The organism is Nocardia araoensis NBRC 100135, from assembly GCF_000308435.1.
GTDB classification, from domain to species: Bacteria; Actinomycetota; Actinomycetes; order Mycobacteriales; family Mycobacteriaceae; genus Nocardia; species Nocardia araoensis.
This window is the reverse complement of record NZ_BAFR01000330.1, coordinates 1-14,294: the sequence shown is the minus strand read 5'-3', so window position 1 is coordinate 14,294 and position 14,294 is coordinate 1. Positions and strand designations below refer to the sequence as shown.

13 protein-coding genes and 6 pseudogenes are annotated in these 14,294 nt (G+C 67.7%); 5 read left to right on the top strand and 14 right to left on the bottom strand.

Features of this window, described 5'->3' with window-relative positions:
* Positions 1–599, bottom strand: a pseudogene (locus ON21_RS31720) (SCO2524 family protein); the annotation flags it as partial.
* Positions 600–902: 303 nt separating this feature from the next.
* On the opposite strand from ON21_RS31720, the pseudogene ON21_RS40410 reads away from it, so the two are divergent.
* Positions 903–1,046 (top strand): annotated as a pseudogene (locus ON21_RS40410) (FAD-binding oxidoreductase); the annotation flags it as partial.
* Positions 1,046–1,404, top strand: a pseudogene (locus ON21_RS40405) (Rossmann-fold NAD(P)-binding domain-containing protein); the annotation flags it as partial. The pseudogenes ON21_RS40410 and ON21_RS40405, both read left to right, overlap by 1 nt.
* Positions 1,405–1,417: 13 nt before the next feature.
* On the opposite strand, the gene ON21_RS40400 reads toward ON21_RS40405, so the two are convergent.
* The 3 genes from ON21_RS40400 to ON21_RS31700 form a co-directional block, all read right to left on the bottom strand.
* Positions 1,418–1,642, bottom strand: coding sequence for a hypothetical protein (locus tag ON21_RS40400; protein WP_245562813.1), 225 nt, complete (start codon positions 1,640–1,642; stop codon positions 1,418–1,420).
* Positions 1,643–1,923: 281 nt separating this feature from the next.
* Positions 1,924–3,144: a PucR family transcriptional regulator gene (locus tag ON21_RS31705; RefSeq protein ID WP_086006511.1), complete on the bottom strand. Its 1,221-nt coding sequence runs from the start codon at positions 3,142–3,144 to the stop codon at positions 1,924–1,926.
* Positions 3,145–3,568: 424 nt separating this feature from the next.
* Positions 3,569–4,786, bottom strand: coding sequence for an FAD-dependent monooxygenase (locus ON21_RS31700; protein WP_039804201.1), 1,218 nt, complete (start codon positions 4,784–4,786; stop codon positions 3,569–3,571).
* A gap of 83 nt (positions 4,787–4,869) precedes the next feature.
* On the opposite strand from ON21_RS31700, the gene ON21_RS31695 reads away from it, so the two are divergent.
* Positions 4,870–5,427, top strand: coding sequence for a TetR/AcrR family transcriptional regulator (locus tag ON21_RS31695; protein ID WP_039804192.1), 558 nt, complete (start codon positions 4,870–4,872; stop codon positions 5,425–5,427).
* A 124-nt stretch (positions 5,428–5,551) separates the two neighbouring features.
* Here the strand turns inward: ON21_RS31695 and ON21_RS38950 are convergent.
* Together ON21_RS38950 and ON21_RS31690 are read right to left on the bottom strand one after the other, a co-directional pair.
* A pseudogene (locus ON21_RS38950) lies at positions 5,552–5,673 on the bottom strand (ABC transporter permease); the annotation flags it as partial.
* A 50-nt stretch (positions 5,674–5,723) separates the two neighbouring features.
* The gene (locus ON21_RS31690) at positions 5,724–6,566 is read right to left on the bottom strand and encodes a TIGR03620 family F420-dependent LLM class oxidoreductase (RefSeq protein WP_039804191.1); all 843 of its coding nucleotides are present in this window, start codon (positions 6,564–6,566) and stop codon (positions 5,724–5,726) included.
* A gap of 100 nt (positions 6,567–6,666) precedes the next feature.
* On the opposite strand from ON21_RS31690, the gene ON21_RS31685 reads away from it, so the two are divergent.
* Positions 6,667–7,563: a LysR family transcriptional regulator gene (locus ON21_RS31685; RefSeq protein ID WP_039804189.1), complete on the top strand. Its 897-nt coding sequence runs from the start codon at positions 6,667–6,669 to the stop codon at positions 7,561–7,563.
* 177 nt (positions 7,564–7,740) lie between these two features.
* On the opposite strand, the gene ON21_RS31680 is transcribed toward ON21_RS31685, so the two are convergent.
* Together ON21_RS31680 and ON21_RS31675 are read right to left on the bottom strand one after the other, a co-directional pair.
* Positions 7,741–8,103, bottom strand: a complete 363-nt coding sequence (locus tag ON21_RS31680) for a hypothetical protein (RefSeq protein WP_218004180.1) — start codon at positions 8,101–8,103, stop codon at positions 7,741–7,743.
* Positions 8,096–8,662, bottom strand: a complete 567-nt coding sequence (locus ON21_RS31675) for an RNA polymerase sigma factor (protein ID WP_039804187.1) — start codon at positions 8,660–8,662, stop codon at positions 8,096–8,098. The genes ON21_RS31680 and ON21_RS31675 overlap by 8 nt, the downstream gene beginning before the upstream one ends.
* A gap of 280 nt (positions 8,663–8,942) precedes the next feature.
* Between ON21_RS31675 and ON21_RS31670 the strand changes: the two genes are divergently transcribed.
* Complete coding sequence (locus tag ON21_RS31670) at positions 8,943–9,905, top strand: DMT family transporter (protein ID WP_051021549.1); 963 nt, start codon at positions 8,943–8,945, stop codon at positions 9,903–9,905.
* 49 nt (positions 9,906–9,954) lie between these two features.
* Here ON21_RS31670 and ON21_RS31665 read toward each other — a convergent pair.
* The 6 genes and pseudogenes from ON21_RS31665 to ON21_RS31645 form a co-directional block, all read right to left on the bottom strand.
* A pseudogene (locus ON21_RS31665) lies at positions 9,955–10,378 on the bottom strand (cytochrome P450); the annotation flags it as partial.
* 142 nt (positions 10,379–10,520) lie between these two features.
* Positions 10,521–11,858 carry a lipase family protein gene (locus ON21_RS31660; protein WP_039804182.1) on the bottom strand — a complete coding sequence of 446 codons (1,338 nt, stop codon included), beginning with the start codon at positions 11,856–11,858 and terminating at the stop codon, positions 10,521–10,523.
* Positions 11,859–12,053: 195 nt separating this feature from the next.
* A pseudogene (locus tag ON21_RS37640) lies at positions 12,054–12,212 on the bottom strand (SDR family NAD(P)-dependent oxidoreductase); the annotation flags it as partial.
* On the bottom strand, positions 12,164–12,304 hold the full coding sequence (locus ON21_RS31655) for a hypothetical protein (RefSeq protein WP_157171081.1): 141 nt from the start codon (positions 12,302–12,304) through the stop codon (positions 12,164–12,166). The gene ON21_RS31655 and the pseudogene ON21_RS37640, both read right to left, overlap by 49 nt.
* Positions 12,305–12,491: 187 nt before the next feature.
* Positions 12,492–13,466, bottom strand: a complete 975-nt coding sequence (locus ON21_RS31650) for a DNA polymerase domain-containing protein (RefSeq protein ID WP_039804179.1) — start codon at positions 13,464–13,466, stop codon at positions 12,492–12,494.
* A gap of 31 nt (positions 13,467–13,497) precedes the next feature.
* Positions 13,498–14,294: MFS transporter (locus tag ON21_RS31645; RefSeq protein ID WP_039804177.1), on the bottom strand; the 797-nt coding region annotated here is incomplete at its 5' end.

The window sequence follows — 14,294 nt, the reverse complement described above, 5'->3', positions numbered from 1 at the left end:
GCGGTCTTCGGCTCCGGTGTGTGGATGACGAAGCTGCGGACCAGGCCCGCCATCGCCGCGGTGAGCCGCGCACTGACCTGCTCGATCACCGTGGGGATACGCTCGCGCAGCTGGCGGGCCTCCAGCCGGACCTCGCCGCTGACGAACCGCATGAATCCGCGCAGGAACCGCAGTGCCGCGATGCACAGGCTCAGCGACATCGAGTACGAGTCGACGACCTCCACCGCCTGTTGCCCCGGCGTGAGCGGGCTGTCGTCGCCGCAGCGCAAGTAGGAGCCGCTGGCGAAGATCGGCTCGCCGTCGGGTCCGGTGTAGCGGCGCAGATAGTCCTCCACCAAGGCGACCAGGACGCCGCCGATGCGGGTCTCCTCGCCGAACGGCGCGAGCGCGGAGCGGACGTCGGAACTCATGTCGTTCGGCTGGTCCAACGCGAACGCTTCGATCTCGGTGGCCGGATACAGCAGGCAGAGCAGCTGTTCGGCGTCGCTGATGGAGTTGGCGCCGTCGCGCCCGCCCCACTTCCACGTTCCGTTCCGATAGGAGTAGGCGAGCACCGCTCGCCACAGCTCGAGCAACTGCTGCCTCGGCCGAATCCTCATATGTTCTCGGACCTCGCCCCCGCGTTCGACCGGCGGCGCCGGACGTCGTTACTTAGAGTGTGCCCCGCGAATGTTCACTTAGCCAAGCACCCTTTGCAGGACCGCCGTTTGCTGCGAGATATCCTGCGAGGCAGGCAGTTCCGGGCATTCGATGCGAGCCGCCCTGCGCTGCGGGACCTCGGTCGGCACACTCCCGCGATCCCCATCGGTTCGATGCGGCCCGCGATGAAATCTCCGCAATCTTCGCGCGTCCGACGGGCTATTCCACGGCTACGGTTCGTCAACGCGGGCACGAGCCCGGTCGCGGGCAGACCGCGCACGTTCAAGATCGCCGTGAACGGGACCGACCTGTTCCGGTCGTACTCCATGTCCAGCGCGCCGGAGACCGACGGGGAATTGATGACGACGGTCAAGCGGGTGCCGGGCGGGGCCGTGTCGAATTGGATCCCCGCCGGCTGGGCGCCCACCCGGCATACACCCTGTCCGAGTACGGGATGACGCTGCCATCCCAGGGCTGGGCAACTGAATTCGCCGATCCCGGAATCGGTTTCAACTGCCTCTGGACGCGGACCTACATCGCCACCTCGGCGGTCGCCAACCTCGCCGACGGCGAGCGCCAGCTCGCGTCCGCCCGTAGCCCGCGGATCATGGCCGACGCCGCTGTCGCCATCCTGACCCGACCCGCGAAGCAGGTCGCCGGCAATTGCTTCATCGACGCGGGCGCGTTGTCGCTCTATGCCGGAATCGATGATCTGTCCGGGTACGGCGGCGGCGAAAACCCACGCCGGATTTATTTCTGGACTGATCTGGCTTCGGAATCATTTCCATCGCCGCTGCCGGCACCTCGGTTGCGGCGGAATGAGTTTCGTCCAGAAGTCATGGCGTACCGCGTCCCACAACTTGGTCATTTCCGGAAAAAGTTCTCGCGCTTGTGCGAGATCCGGAAAGTTCTCGGGCCCGAAGGATACGATCGGCGTGACGCCGGATGCCTCGTGGACGGCGACGATAGAGATCAAGTGATCCTGGAACAGCCGCCATGTCACGTGAAATCCTTCGACCTCGGTTCTTCGCATATCATTCATGTTCGGTTTCCCACTCTTCGACTCTGGCCCAATGCATTTCAACCGTTATCGACGCCGGCCTCCTGCTGATTTCGGTTTCACGAATAATCGGTCGGGTCGGGTCCGGGCATGAATGGAGAATGCAAACATGCCCTATTCGCATCTACCGACGCTCGCCCGGCGTGAGCGCTACCGCGCTGCGACCGGGAACGGCGCACGCCGATCGACTGGAGTGATTCCACACCTACTCGACCGCACGCCGATCACGTGCGGTACGTGCGGGCGACCAACGCAGAACGCAGGCGCCAAAGCCCGCTCGCCTCGGCGGGATCGAAACCCGTGAGCTGACCGATCCGCTTGAGCCGGTAATCCACGGTGTTGGTGTGTACGTGCAGTAGCCGCGCAGTGCGCCGGCGGTTCAGGTTGTGCGCTATATGGATTTGCAGAGTCTCCAGCAGTTCCGGGTATTCGTTCAGTGGATCGAGCAGCGACCCGAGCTGTTCGCGGGCGGGGCCGGGGCGGGTGAGCTGGTATTCCAGAGCCAGCTCGTCGAAGTGGTACAGGCCCGGCACCGACCCGAGCCGGGTGACCATGTCGAGCAGTTCGTGGGCTTGATCCGCGGCGGCGGGCACGGTGTCGGTGGAGGCGGTCACCTCGGTGGCGGTGATGTGCACGCGAGCCGCCCGCGACAGATGCCCGACCAGTTCCTTCAGGGCGCCCTTGGTGATGTGATCGGCGGGGATGAGCAGGGTGCCGCCGTCGACCGAGAGCAACGACAGCACGGTGTCGTCGCAGCGGGTGGCCAATTCCGCCTGCACACGCCGGAGTTTGCGGCGGGCAACGACTTTCGCGTCCAGCATCGGATTGGATTCGTCCTGGTGAGACGGAATGGAGAGCGCTATGACGCGATAGCGGTCGGAGATGTCGATGCCACACTCGCGGGCCATGGTGGAAGTGGGGTGCCCGCCGAGCAGCGCCGAGGTGAGCGTGTGCACCGCGGTGTGGTGCTCCGACACGACTGCGCGCAGTTCACGCACATAGGCCGCCGAGACCGCCGTGGTCATGGTGTCGAGCATTTCGACGACGAGTTTGGCGCCGTCGAGGATGCTTTGATAATCGGCCGTGCTGACGCCGAGCATCGGATCGGTGTCAGCTGAGCCGGAGTCACGCTGCTCGGCCAAAGCCGTGGACACCACCAGGTCGAAGCCGATCTTGAAGCCCTCATGGATGGCGTGGTGAATGGTACCGATGGGCACGCCCTCGCGAGCCCATTGTGCTGCCGCCTCCTCGAGTTGCCCGGTCTTCTCCGAAATGTTGCTGCCATCCAGCATGCTGACCGCCAGCTCCAAGCACACACGGGTGATGATGGTGATGTCGCCATGGATCGCGTCACCAGGCAAGGTGCCGCAGGGGGCGACGGTTTCGACGAAATGCCCGACCATCTGACGCGACAAGGCGCGCACGTCTTTCAGCGGCAGGGACATGGGCCGACCGGATACAGTGAGTCCTTGCCGTCCGGCGAAGGTGAGAGCCATGGTGGAGCTTCCTTCCACCCCCGTTAACTGCGCTATTGCACCAGCGTAACTAGTGCAAGACCGTAGAGAACGGTTTACTCCGAGTAACGTGATATTCGGCAAGCGCGGCCGGTAAGCGATAGTGAAAGTTCACAATGGCGGTTCGGCTGCACTGCCGCCGGAAGGGCCGAGATGCCGGAAACCGGCGGTTCGAGCATAACCCGGGGCAGGTGGTCGAAAAAGAGCAACCGGCGAGTGCGCAACGGCGCGAATCCACGCCCTCTCGCGTACGCATCCACTCCGTCTCCACAGCACCCACGGCGCGCCTGGGCCGCGCGGAGCTTGGTCGACCATGCGAGCAAATGGAAGGTTCGTTTCCCTAACCAAAGTCCATCTAGCGCCCTGAGGCTCGCTCGAGGTCCGCGTAATCTCCGGCCGAGATGGTGCGGGCGACTTTCTGCGGGGCGCCGCCGATCAGGCCCCGCCACGGCAGGTACGGCAGCAGGCGCACGTTGAGATCGCGGAAGCGAATCATCGCCTTGCTCGCGGGTGCGTACCACCCGCCCACGCCCTCGGCGAACTTCTGGCAGGCGTCGACCATGGGTCGCATCCGTTGTTCGTAGCGAGCGAACGCGATGCTGTGATCGCCTGCGGCGGCGGCCAACTCGCCCGCGAGGGTGTAGGCGCCGACCAGGGAAAGGTCCGCGCCCTGCCCGGACAGCGGTGACGCGCAGTAGCCCGCGTCACCGACGAGGGCGATGCGGCCCTTGTGCCAGCTGCCCATGCGAATCTGCGCCATCGCGTCGAAATAGAAATCCGGCGCGGGATCGAGGTGGGCGAGCAGCCGCGGCACCTGCCAGCCGAGGTCGGCGAAGGTGTCGGCGACGATCTTCTTCTGCCGCTCGATGTCGCGGTAGTCGTAGTCGATCGGATCGGATGCCCACGCGAAAATCGCTTTGGCTCGCGTGTTCTCACGGGCGCTGTAGGCTCCGGCGATCTTGCCGGGAGTGTTGTAGTCCAGCTCCCAGTGATCGAGGTCGAGGAAGTTCGGGATCGTGTAGATGCAGATGTAGTAGCCCATATGCCGCGCGAACTGCGACTCCGGCCCGAAAACCATTGTGCGCGTGTTCGAATGAACACCATCGGCACCGATGACCAGGTCGAAGGTGCGTGACTGGGCGTGCTCGAAGCTCACCCGCACGCCCTCCTCGTGCTGCACCAGAGCGGTGATGGAGTCGCCGAACAGGTACTCGACGTCCTCCCGGGTGGCCTCATACAACACTCGCGCGAGATCGCCACGCTGGATCTCGGTGTCCCCGTTCGCACCGACACCGTTGAACGTCTCGCTGCTGATGCTGGCCCGCGTTCTGCCGGTGGCGTCGACGTAGGAGGTGCCGCGCTTGCCCGTACTCATCTCGTGCACCCGGTCGAGCAGGCCCATGCGCCGCACCACCTCGGTGGCGGTGCCCAGCACGTCGATGGCCTGCCCGCCCTCGCGCAGGGTCGGCGATTTCTCCACGATCGTCGGGGTGAACCCGCAGCGCTTCAGCCAGAAGGCCAGGGCGGGACCGGCGATGCTGGCGCCGGAGATCAGGACGTTTCGGTTGCTCATCTGCCGCATGTCATGAACCGTACAGCCGTCTTGATCAAATGCGCAAGACAAATGTCTAAGGCGATTGCGCTACCATGACCCATATGGGAAACCGTGAGGATCTGCTGGCAGGCGCACGCCGCTGCCTGTTCGACAAGGGCTACGCACGTACCACGGTGCGCGACATCGCCACCGCCGCCGGGGTGAGCATGGCGGCCATCGGCTACCACTTCGGCACCAAAGAGGCCCTGCTCACCGAAGCGCTGGCCGAGGCGACCCGCGAATGGGGCACCGATCTCGAACACGCGCTCACCCGGTTGCCCGACGAGACCGACCCGTGGCAGCGCTTCGCCGACCGCTGGGACGCGGTGCTGGTTACGCTCGCCGCCCATCGCGGGGTGTGGTCGGCCACCTTCGACGCGCTGGCCCACCCCGAGGCCCGCGCCCGGCTCGCCGAGAACCTCGACGAGGCCCGTTCCGGCTTGGCCCGGCTCTTCGACGGCGTCGCCGAAACCGACACCGCCGCGGCGCGCAGCCTCGGCACCCTCTATCAAGCCCTGCTCACCGGAGTCGCGGCGCAATACCTCATCGACCCCGAGAGCGCGCCGACCGGAAGCGACCTCGCCGAAGCCCTGCGCCGCATCACCGCTCCCACTCGTTGAGATAGCCGACGCGGGACACCGCCACTTTCGCCTGCCACACGCCCGGGTGAGGTTCCAGTGGCGCGTGGTGTCGAGCCACCGGGTTCGATGCCGAACCAGCACAACGGTGCCGGTGGCGTTTCCGCGCCGATCGAACCCGCGCGATGAACCAGGACTGCTCGAGGAACTCTCTGGTCTGGAACGGTCTCCGGCACAAGAACCACACCGCGTCCGCCGACATGGCGAACAGCCTCCGACGGCCTGCATCGGGCGAATTCGATGAGGCCAGGCGGTTCGAAACGAACGGGTAGCCGGTGTCAGTGCCGTGGCACGGCGCTGAATACCGCGTCGGCGATCGTACGGAGCGTGCCGATCGGGTCGTCGCCGAGGGCGGTGAGGCCGACGTGGTTCGCGCCCGCTTCGAGGGTGACCCGGATGCCCGCGGCCACGGTGGCCGGGTCGCCGTGCAGCACGAGAGCGTCGATCAGGCGATCGCTGCCCGGCTCGGTGAGGTCGGCGTCGGTGAAGCCGATGCGGCGCAGATTGGCGGTGTAGTTGGCGACGTGCAAGGCAGGGGCCGCGGCGTGGGCTCTGCCGGTCGCGCGGCCTCGTTCGACATCGCTGTCCAGCACCACCATTTGGCCGGGCAACACCAGCGGGCGAGCGCCGAGGATCTCCCGCGCTCGCCGAATATATTCGGGCGTCACCAGAACCGGGATCGTCCCGGCGGCGCGGTCGCGCACCAGGCGCAGCATCCTCGGCCCCAATGCCGCCAGCACCACCCGGTCGGAGGGCACACCGGCGGCGGCCAGCTCGGCGAGGTAAGCCACCATCGCGTCGTAGGGCGACGCGTACTCCGGATCCGTTTCGCGGTGTCCGGCGCCGATCCCGAGGATCAACCGATCGGGGTGTTCGGCCGTGATCCGGTGGTAGGAGGCGGCGACCGCCCTCGCGTCGGTGGTCCAGATGTTCACCACGGCGGTGCCGACCACGAGATGCTCTGTGGCGTCGAGTATCCGCTCGGCCACGGTCAGATCGGCGGGTGGCGAGATGGTCAGCCACAGCGCGCCGTACCCGGATCTTTCGATTTCGGCCGCTTGCCGCGGGGTCACCTCGCTGTGGCGCAGGTGGGCTCCGAGCGTACCCAGTTCGATGCTCATGACTTCGACTCCAGCACGGGACGGTTGGAGGCAGCCAGACCCGATTCCGCTGCGCAGCAATAACATGATGTTATCGCCGCAGGTACCGACGGGAGGCACAGTGGAATTACGTGCTCTGCGATACTTCGTCGCCGTCGCCGAGGAGCTCCATTTCGGCCGGGCCGCCGAGCGGCTGCGCATCGTGCAACCGGCGGTCAGCCAGCAGATCGCACGGCTGGAACGAGAACTGGGGGTCCGGCTGTTCGACAGATCGCCACGCCGCGTCCAGCTCACCGAGGCGGGGCGTCGCGTGCTCGCCGCGGCGCGGGACGCGCTCGCCGCCGCCGACCGAGTTCGCGCTGTCGCCGGTCGGCCCGCCGCGACAGTACGCATCGGCACCACAGCAGGACTGACCGCCCGCCTCGAGCGCGGCATCGATGCGCTGCGCGAACACACCCCGGCGTTCGAAGTCGTCCTCGTCGATCTGCCGGTCGTCGAGCGGCTGAACGCGCTGCGGCGCGGCGAACTCGACTTGGCGCTGGCCCGCGGTGTGGTCTCCGCGCCGGGGCTCACCGTCTCACCGACCTGGTCGGAACCGCTGCGCGCGGTGGTGTCCAGAGACCATCCCGCCGCGGCGCACGGCGTAGCCGCCATCACCGACCTGGCCGGGAACGCACTGCGCGTCCCGTCCCGGCAGTCCGATCCGCCGCTGCACGACGCGATCGACGCCGCGTTCCGAGAAGCCGGAGTGCGTCCGAAGTTCGGCCGGCCTATCGGAACCACCCAGGACGCCGTAGTCGAGATCGGTTCCGACCCGCACAGCTGGGCCTTGCTTCCGGCGGACCAGATCGCCGAAACCGATTCCCTCCGAGTCCGCGTACTGCCGGTCACCCCACCGATAGCGATCACCGGCAGCGTGATCACCCTCGAGCAACTCTCGGACCAAGCCTGCTGCACCGTCGCCTGCGCGGTCGCGGCGTTCGGCGACGCCACGGCAGACGCGGACAACGGGATGTGACGCGGGCGGAATGGCCCGCGCGCGAGGCAGTTCGAGACTGCGGGGAGTCAGCCGACGGGGCTCAGGTCCGCGCCGGTCGGAGGGAAGGACGGAAGTCCGATACGGAAGACCGAGCCGCACCGCGCCGAGCGCAACCCCGCGGCCACATGCGCTCGGCCTCGATGGGCTACGGCCTGGTCAGTCCCGCGCCGAGAAGTCGCGCGGTGACCGATCCGCGATACCGCGATCAGCCGAGAGCGATACCGCCGAGTCGAGCGGTCGATCCGCTGTCGCGTGTTCTGCCCGGCCAGTGGTCAAGCGACACCGACCGTCGGCGCACGAACGCTGTAACCGGCCCCGGGAGACCGTCTGCGCCAATCCGATCGCCCAGCAGGTCGGGCACCCGCGCAGCGCGAGCAGACCGACCGGTGCGAGCAGCAAACTGAACGCCCCGACTACCGGCAGCAGCGCGATCGCTCCGATCAGCGCGCCGAAGCCCGCGACACCGCGGGCCAGGTGCCGGGGCACCGAGGCGCTGGCGAAGTTTCGCTCGTCAGTCATTACGTTCGCTCCCCTCCGGATTCGGCCGCGGTGTATTCCGCAACTCGTGCTGGACCGTCGCCCGGGCGCGATGCAGCCGTGACTTCATCGCCGCGACACTGAGCCCGAGCACGCCCGCGACCATGCGACCGCTGTATCCCTGCACGTCGCGCATGATCAGCACGCGCCGCTGGTCCGCGGGCAATGCCGCGATCACGGCAGCCACCCGGCCTGCTTCGAGCCGCCGCACCGCCTCCTCCTCGGCCGACGCCACGGCGGAGTCCGGTATCGGTTCGGGCTGCCGGGTCATCGTTCGCCACTGCCGCAGGCACTCGTTGCGGACGATGCGGAACATCCACGACGCCAACGCGCCGGAGGCCCGCAAGGTCCCGATCTTGCGGTAGAGGATGATCAGCGCCTCCTGTGCGGCGTCCTCCGCGTCTTCGGCGGAGGCGCACAGTGTGTGGGCGAACCGGCGAACATGCGGGTAGGAGTCCGATACCAGGGTGGTGATCGCCGCGGCGTCGCCTTCTCGCGCCGCGCGGATCATTTGCTCGTCGGGCCAGCTCAGGTCAGTCACGGGAGCGGCTCCGGCGGCGAAGCAGGGTCACGCTGCACCATCCGATCAGTACGGCGGTGACGGCGATGGCGGCAATGATCACAACGACCTCCTCGTTACCGTGCCGACCCGATTGCCGGCACGACTATGAGAGGACCGAACATCGGAAAAGGATTCACACCGAATCTCAGCACGACGCCGCCGGGTTCGCTGTACTGCTCGGGTCCGGTCGTCGGCCCGCACCGCCGCGGTGCGGATAAATCGGATGCTTTCCCCGATCCTTCGGTTGTAGCGTCGGCCGATGGTCAATGCTTCGGAGCGGCAGCGACTTCTGCAAGCGGTGTCACACGCGGCTCGTGCACGGCCACGGTCGGCGATGGCCGTGGGCGCGCTCGGCGTCGCCACCTCGGGGATCTTCATCGACCTGTCCGGCGCGGCGCCGGCCACCACCACGTTCTTCCGCTGTGCGCTCGCGTTGCCGTTGCTGTGGCCGCTGGCCAGTGGTGAACGCGGCCGCGACGGTGCGCCGTCCCGGCGGCAGGTTGCGGTGGCCGTGACGGCCGGTGTGCTGTTCGCCGCGGACGCCATGTTGTGGACGCAAGCGATCTACGAGGTCGGCGCCGGGTTGACCGCGGTGCTGGTGAACGCGCAGGTCGTCATCGTTCCGCTGCTGGCTCTGCTGATCGACCGCGAGCCGATCCGCCGCGCGTTCCTCCTCGTCTCGCCGTTCCTGGTGGGCGGCATCCTGCTCACCGGCGGCGTCTTCGAGACCGGAGCCTCCGGCAGCGACCCGGTACGGGGGACCGTGCACGCCATCCTCGCCGCGTTGTGTTACTCGGCGTTCCTTTTCCTCCTGCGCCGCAGCGGGCACAGCGGGCAGGTGGTCCAGTCCTACCGGTTGGTGCTCCTATCGGCGGCCGCCGTCGCAGCGCTGTGGCCGGGCGTCACATTCAGCCCCGGCTGGCCTGCGCTGGGCTGGCTGGCTCTGACGGCGGTGTGCGGTCAGATCGGCGGCTGGCTGCTGATCGCCCTCGCAACCGCCCACCTGAGCAGCACGGTGAGCGCGGCCATGCTCATGCTCACCCCGGTCGGCGCACTCGCACTGGCCGCGGTCGTACTCGGCGAGCAGCCCACGATCCTCCAATCGTTCGGCTGCGCACTGATACTCGCCAGCGCCTACGCGGCTTCGACGTCCGACTCCGGACGACGCCGGATCACCGCCACCGTCCGGGAACGGCTGCGCAACTCACGAAACGCCGCCTGAAATCCGTCGCCGGTGTGGCTCGCGGAGCGGCGCCACCGATGGTTTCCAGCTACCGCCCGGCGGGGACGGCCTCAGCGGCGACGAATCCGTTTCCCGAGGTGAACGCGGGCAGCGTTTCCCAGCCGCGCACGGTGGAGGTGGGCGAGAGCTCGGCGTTGGCCAGGTCCACCTCCCACTCGCGTGTCGCGGTGGATGTCGAAGACGTCGCCGTCCGGCGGGAACTGCCGGTGGTCGCGGTTGGCGGCCCCGATCAGCATCATCATCGCGCTGCCCTCCGGCACGGTCCGGCCGTGCACTTCGACATCGCGGGTCACGTAGCGGGCCACGTGCGGCGCGGGCGATACGGATCGCAGCAGCTCCTCGACCGCGTTACCCGCGCCGGACACCACGTTCACGTAGGTCAGCAATTCCTCGCGGCGCAGCCTGCACGCGGTGCCGGTCTCGTCCTCGAATTCCACGTTCAGCAACTCGGAGGGCAAGCCGATGAAGGCCGTCTCCGAAGGCATGGTCGGCGGCGACATCTTCGCGAGCGGGCGGCAATGGCGATCACGACAGCGGGCCCCGTATCCGATGGCTGTCGGATACGGGGCCCCGCAGGCTCTCCCTGAAGTCGAATCAGTCGATGGTGCAGCCGGAGATGGGCTTGTCGGCAAGACGATCGAGCAGATAGGTGACCGCGTTGTCGGGACCGAATCCGTCGATCATCTCGGGTCCGAAATGGTTCGGGATGGTCGCGCCGGGCAGGATCGGCGGCAGGTCGTTGGTGCGGAAGGTGACCGCGGCGCCTTTCGCGCACCACTCTTCGGCGAGCCGACGGGCTTGGCCGTAGGGCACGGTGTCGTCGTTGCGCCCACTCGTGATCAGCACCGGTGTCGCCGGCGTGAGATTGCCGACGCGCAGTTCGGCCAGAGCCGGTGCGGCCTCGGGGATCTCGGCGAGGTGCTCGGTGAGCGAACGGCCGTCGTCGGTGAGCGAGCTGGTCTTCAGGAACGCGTGGCGGATGATGATGTCGCCGATGCACTCGTCACTGAGCGTTTCCAGCATCGCGCGCCCGGCGGGACTGGTCACCCGGTCGACCGCCTTCTGCAGTTCGGGGTAGCGGGCGAGCAGGCCGTTGATGGCGAATCCGATGGCGCCGCTGATGAGCGAGCCGTCGATCCGCTCCAGGATCGCGGCCAGGTCCGCGACCGGCCCGCCTGCCCAGGTGCCCTTGAGATTCAATTCCGGCGCGTAGTCCGGTTGCATCTCCGCCGCGGCCGCGGTCGCACCACCACCTTGCGAGTACCCCCACAGCACCACCGGCGTCTCCGGCCCGACACCCGCCAGATTGTTCGCCGCGCGAACGCCGTCGAGCACGGCATGGGCCTGCTCGATCCGGTTGGCGTAGGTGTGGATACCGGGCGTGCCCAGTCCGATGTAGTCGGTCACCAACACCCGGGCGCCCAGCCCGCTCCACAGCGCCGAGGCAGGCATTTCCTGGTTCGCCGACAACCCCGGCGACGGATCGCCGAACAGCGCCAAGCCGGTCGAGAACGCCACCGACATCGCGCACCGGTCACCTTGCCCCGAAGTCCCGGGACCGATGACAACGGTCGGGCGCGGACCCGGCCCCTGCCACGGGCCGGTGGCATCGATGAACGTTCCGGTCACCGCGACCGGCGATCCGTCCTGCAACCGTGAGGTGTACATGACGTGTTGCGCCTCACCCGGCCACCCCTGGTCGGTGGGCAGAGTCGCGAACAGGGCCATCGGCTTGGTCTTGACGATCGCCCCACGCTCCGCGGGAATCTGCGCGGGCGGAATATAGAAGTCACCGACCGGAGCGGCCGCCGCCTCTCGCGTATCCACCCCGACCACGGCCACCGCGGTGACACAAGCCACGGCCAGCGCCGCCGCCACCGGCGCGACCCAGCGCCGCAACCTCGACCGAGACTGCCCCTGCTGTCGTTGCATCGATAACTCTCCATGAACTCCACCCGGCGCCGTCGCCGGAGTGCTCCAGGCCGCAATAGCCGTTCGACATGAGACACGTCACAGCCGCGGGCTTATCGTAGAGTAACACGATTACCGACAATATGAATCCGCCTGGTACCAGATGTGCTCGATACGGTTCCGGTGACATAACGGGACCCTTCGCTACCGAAGTACACCGCCCGCCTGGATGCCGCCGACCGAGGACATGTTGACGATCGACCCGCCGCCGTTGTCGGCCATGTACCTGGCAGCGAAGCGGGTGCCCGCCATGACTCCCAGCAGATTCACGCCGAGCACCCGGTGGAAAGCGGCGAGGTCGTCGTGTGTCGTCCGGTCACCACGGCGAAACGCTGCGCGCGGTTGCCGTCGAGCACGTCGCGCGCGGTGCCGTCCAACCGCCGTCCCGAGCCGTCACGTCTGGCCACGACGCCGGAATACACTGCGGTGCAGGGCTGTTCGATCCGCTCCACGCCCGGAACGAGGGGCGCGAATCGGGACGTCGACGCCGGGAAGGGAGTGGGGTCGGTGGCGCGGCCCAGTTCTTCGATTAGAAGGACTTCACACCCGCCGGTGGGCACGCGAACGTGCCGTGTGGCCCAGCGCCACCTTGCATCAGATGTTCGGCGGCGCGTCCGCACTCGCCCGGCGTACGCGGGCACGCCGTTTGCCCTCGTGCATCGCCTGCACCCTGGCCACCGGAATGGTGTGCCCCTCGGCGATCAAGTCGGCCGGAAGTCGTTGCGGTGCAGGCATCTGCGACTGCCAGGGATCGTTGTCGCCGAGCAGGTCCGGCACGGTCCGCACAGTGAAATCAGCCGGCGTCACATCGTCGAGGTCCGACCAGCGCAGCGGGAACGACACGGTGACCCCCGGACGGATACGCGGACTGTACGCGGCGGCTACGGTGGCACCACCCGCACGGGTGGCGTCGAGAAAGACCTTGCCGTGGCGGTCTTCCCGGATGAACGCTGTCGTGCCGACCGACGGATCGATCCGCTCGGCTCGCGCCGCCACGGCCCGCGTCGCCGCGGCCGCGTCCTCGACATCGATCCCCGGGACCACCGGCACGAACACATGCAATCCCCTGGAACCGCTCGTCTTCACCGCTCCGAACAGCCCGTCGGCCGCCAGCGCCTCCCGGATCAGCCGGGCACCTGCCACGGCGTCGGCGAAGGTCTGTCCCGGGGAAGGATCGAGATCGAGCACGAGATATGTGGGTTCCGGGGCTGATTCCGCGAGGAAAAGGGTCGGGTGGTACTCGACCGCCCGCTGATTACCGAACCAGATCAGGGTCCGCAGGTCGTCACAGAGCGCGTAGGTGATCTCCCGCCGCGAGCTCTCCGCCCAGACCTTCGTCCGCGCCACCCACTCCGGCGTGTACTTCGGGAGATTCTTCTGGGTGAACGGCTCCTGCCCCGGCCGCACCCGCACCACCGAAAGCGGCCGTCCACGCAGCACCCCCAGCAACCGTTCCCCGGCGTACTCCAGATAGTTCACCAGATCCCGTTTGCTCGCCTCGGCCTCGTCGAACAAGGGCTGATCCAGATTGGACAGTTCGACTCCGTGACGCAGCTCGCCTCCCGCCATCGCTCCACCCTCCCCCACCACCGGGCACCGGTCAATTGCCGGAGACAGTGATCTCTTCCTCGACCGGCCGCGAATCGGCGGCGGACCCGTTCTCGCGGTTGCCAGGAAGCAGTGCGGCGACAGCGAGGGTGCCGACCGCCAGCACGATCGCCGCGATCAGGCTGGTATGCGACACCGCGTGGGCGAAGGCGGCATCGGCGGCGGACACCAGCTGTTGTGCCTGTTGGTGCATGCCGGCCTCGTCGATCCGCTGGGCCACGACGAGCGCGCCGCCGATGGAGTCCTGTACGGCGTCGGCGGCTTCGGCGGGCATGCGGCCGGTGACGATCGGGGCGATCTCGTCGCCATAGGCGCTGCCGAGCAGTGAGCCGAGGATCGCGATGCCGAGCGTGCCGCCCAGTTCCACCGAGGTGTCGTTCACTGCTCCGCCCACACCGAGCAGCCGCTCTGGGAAGGCACCCATGATCGTGTCGGTGGCCGGGGAGACACTCAGCCCGATGGCCAGGCCCATCAGTACCAGCGGGCCGGCGAACGCCGCATACCCGGACTGGGCGTCGACCTCGGTCAACGCCGCCAAGGCGGCGATGCCGAGCAGCATGCCCGCCACGACCATCGTCCGAAGCCCGAGGCGCGGCGTCAGCACACCGGTGATCGCCGAGCCGACGAAGACAGCGCCCGCCAGCGGCAGCAGCCGCACGCCGGTGGCGAGGGCGTCGTATCCGAGCACGAACTGCAGATACTGCGTGACGTAGTAGATCGCGCCGAACGCGGCGAGGAAAAACAGCAGCACAGCGAGATTCGCGCCCCCGAACGCACGATCGCGGAATC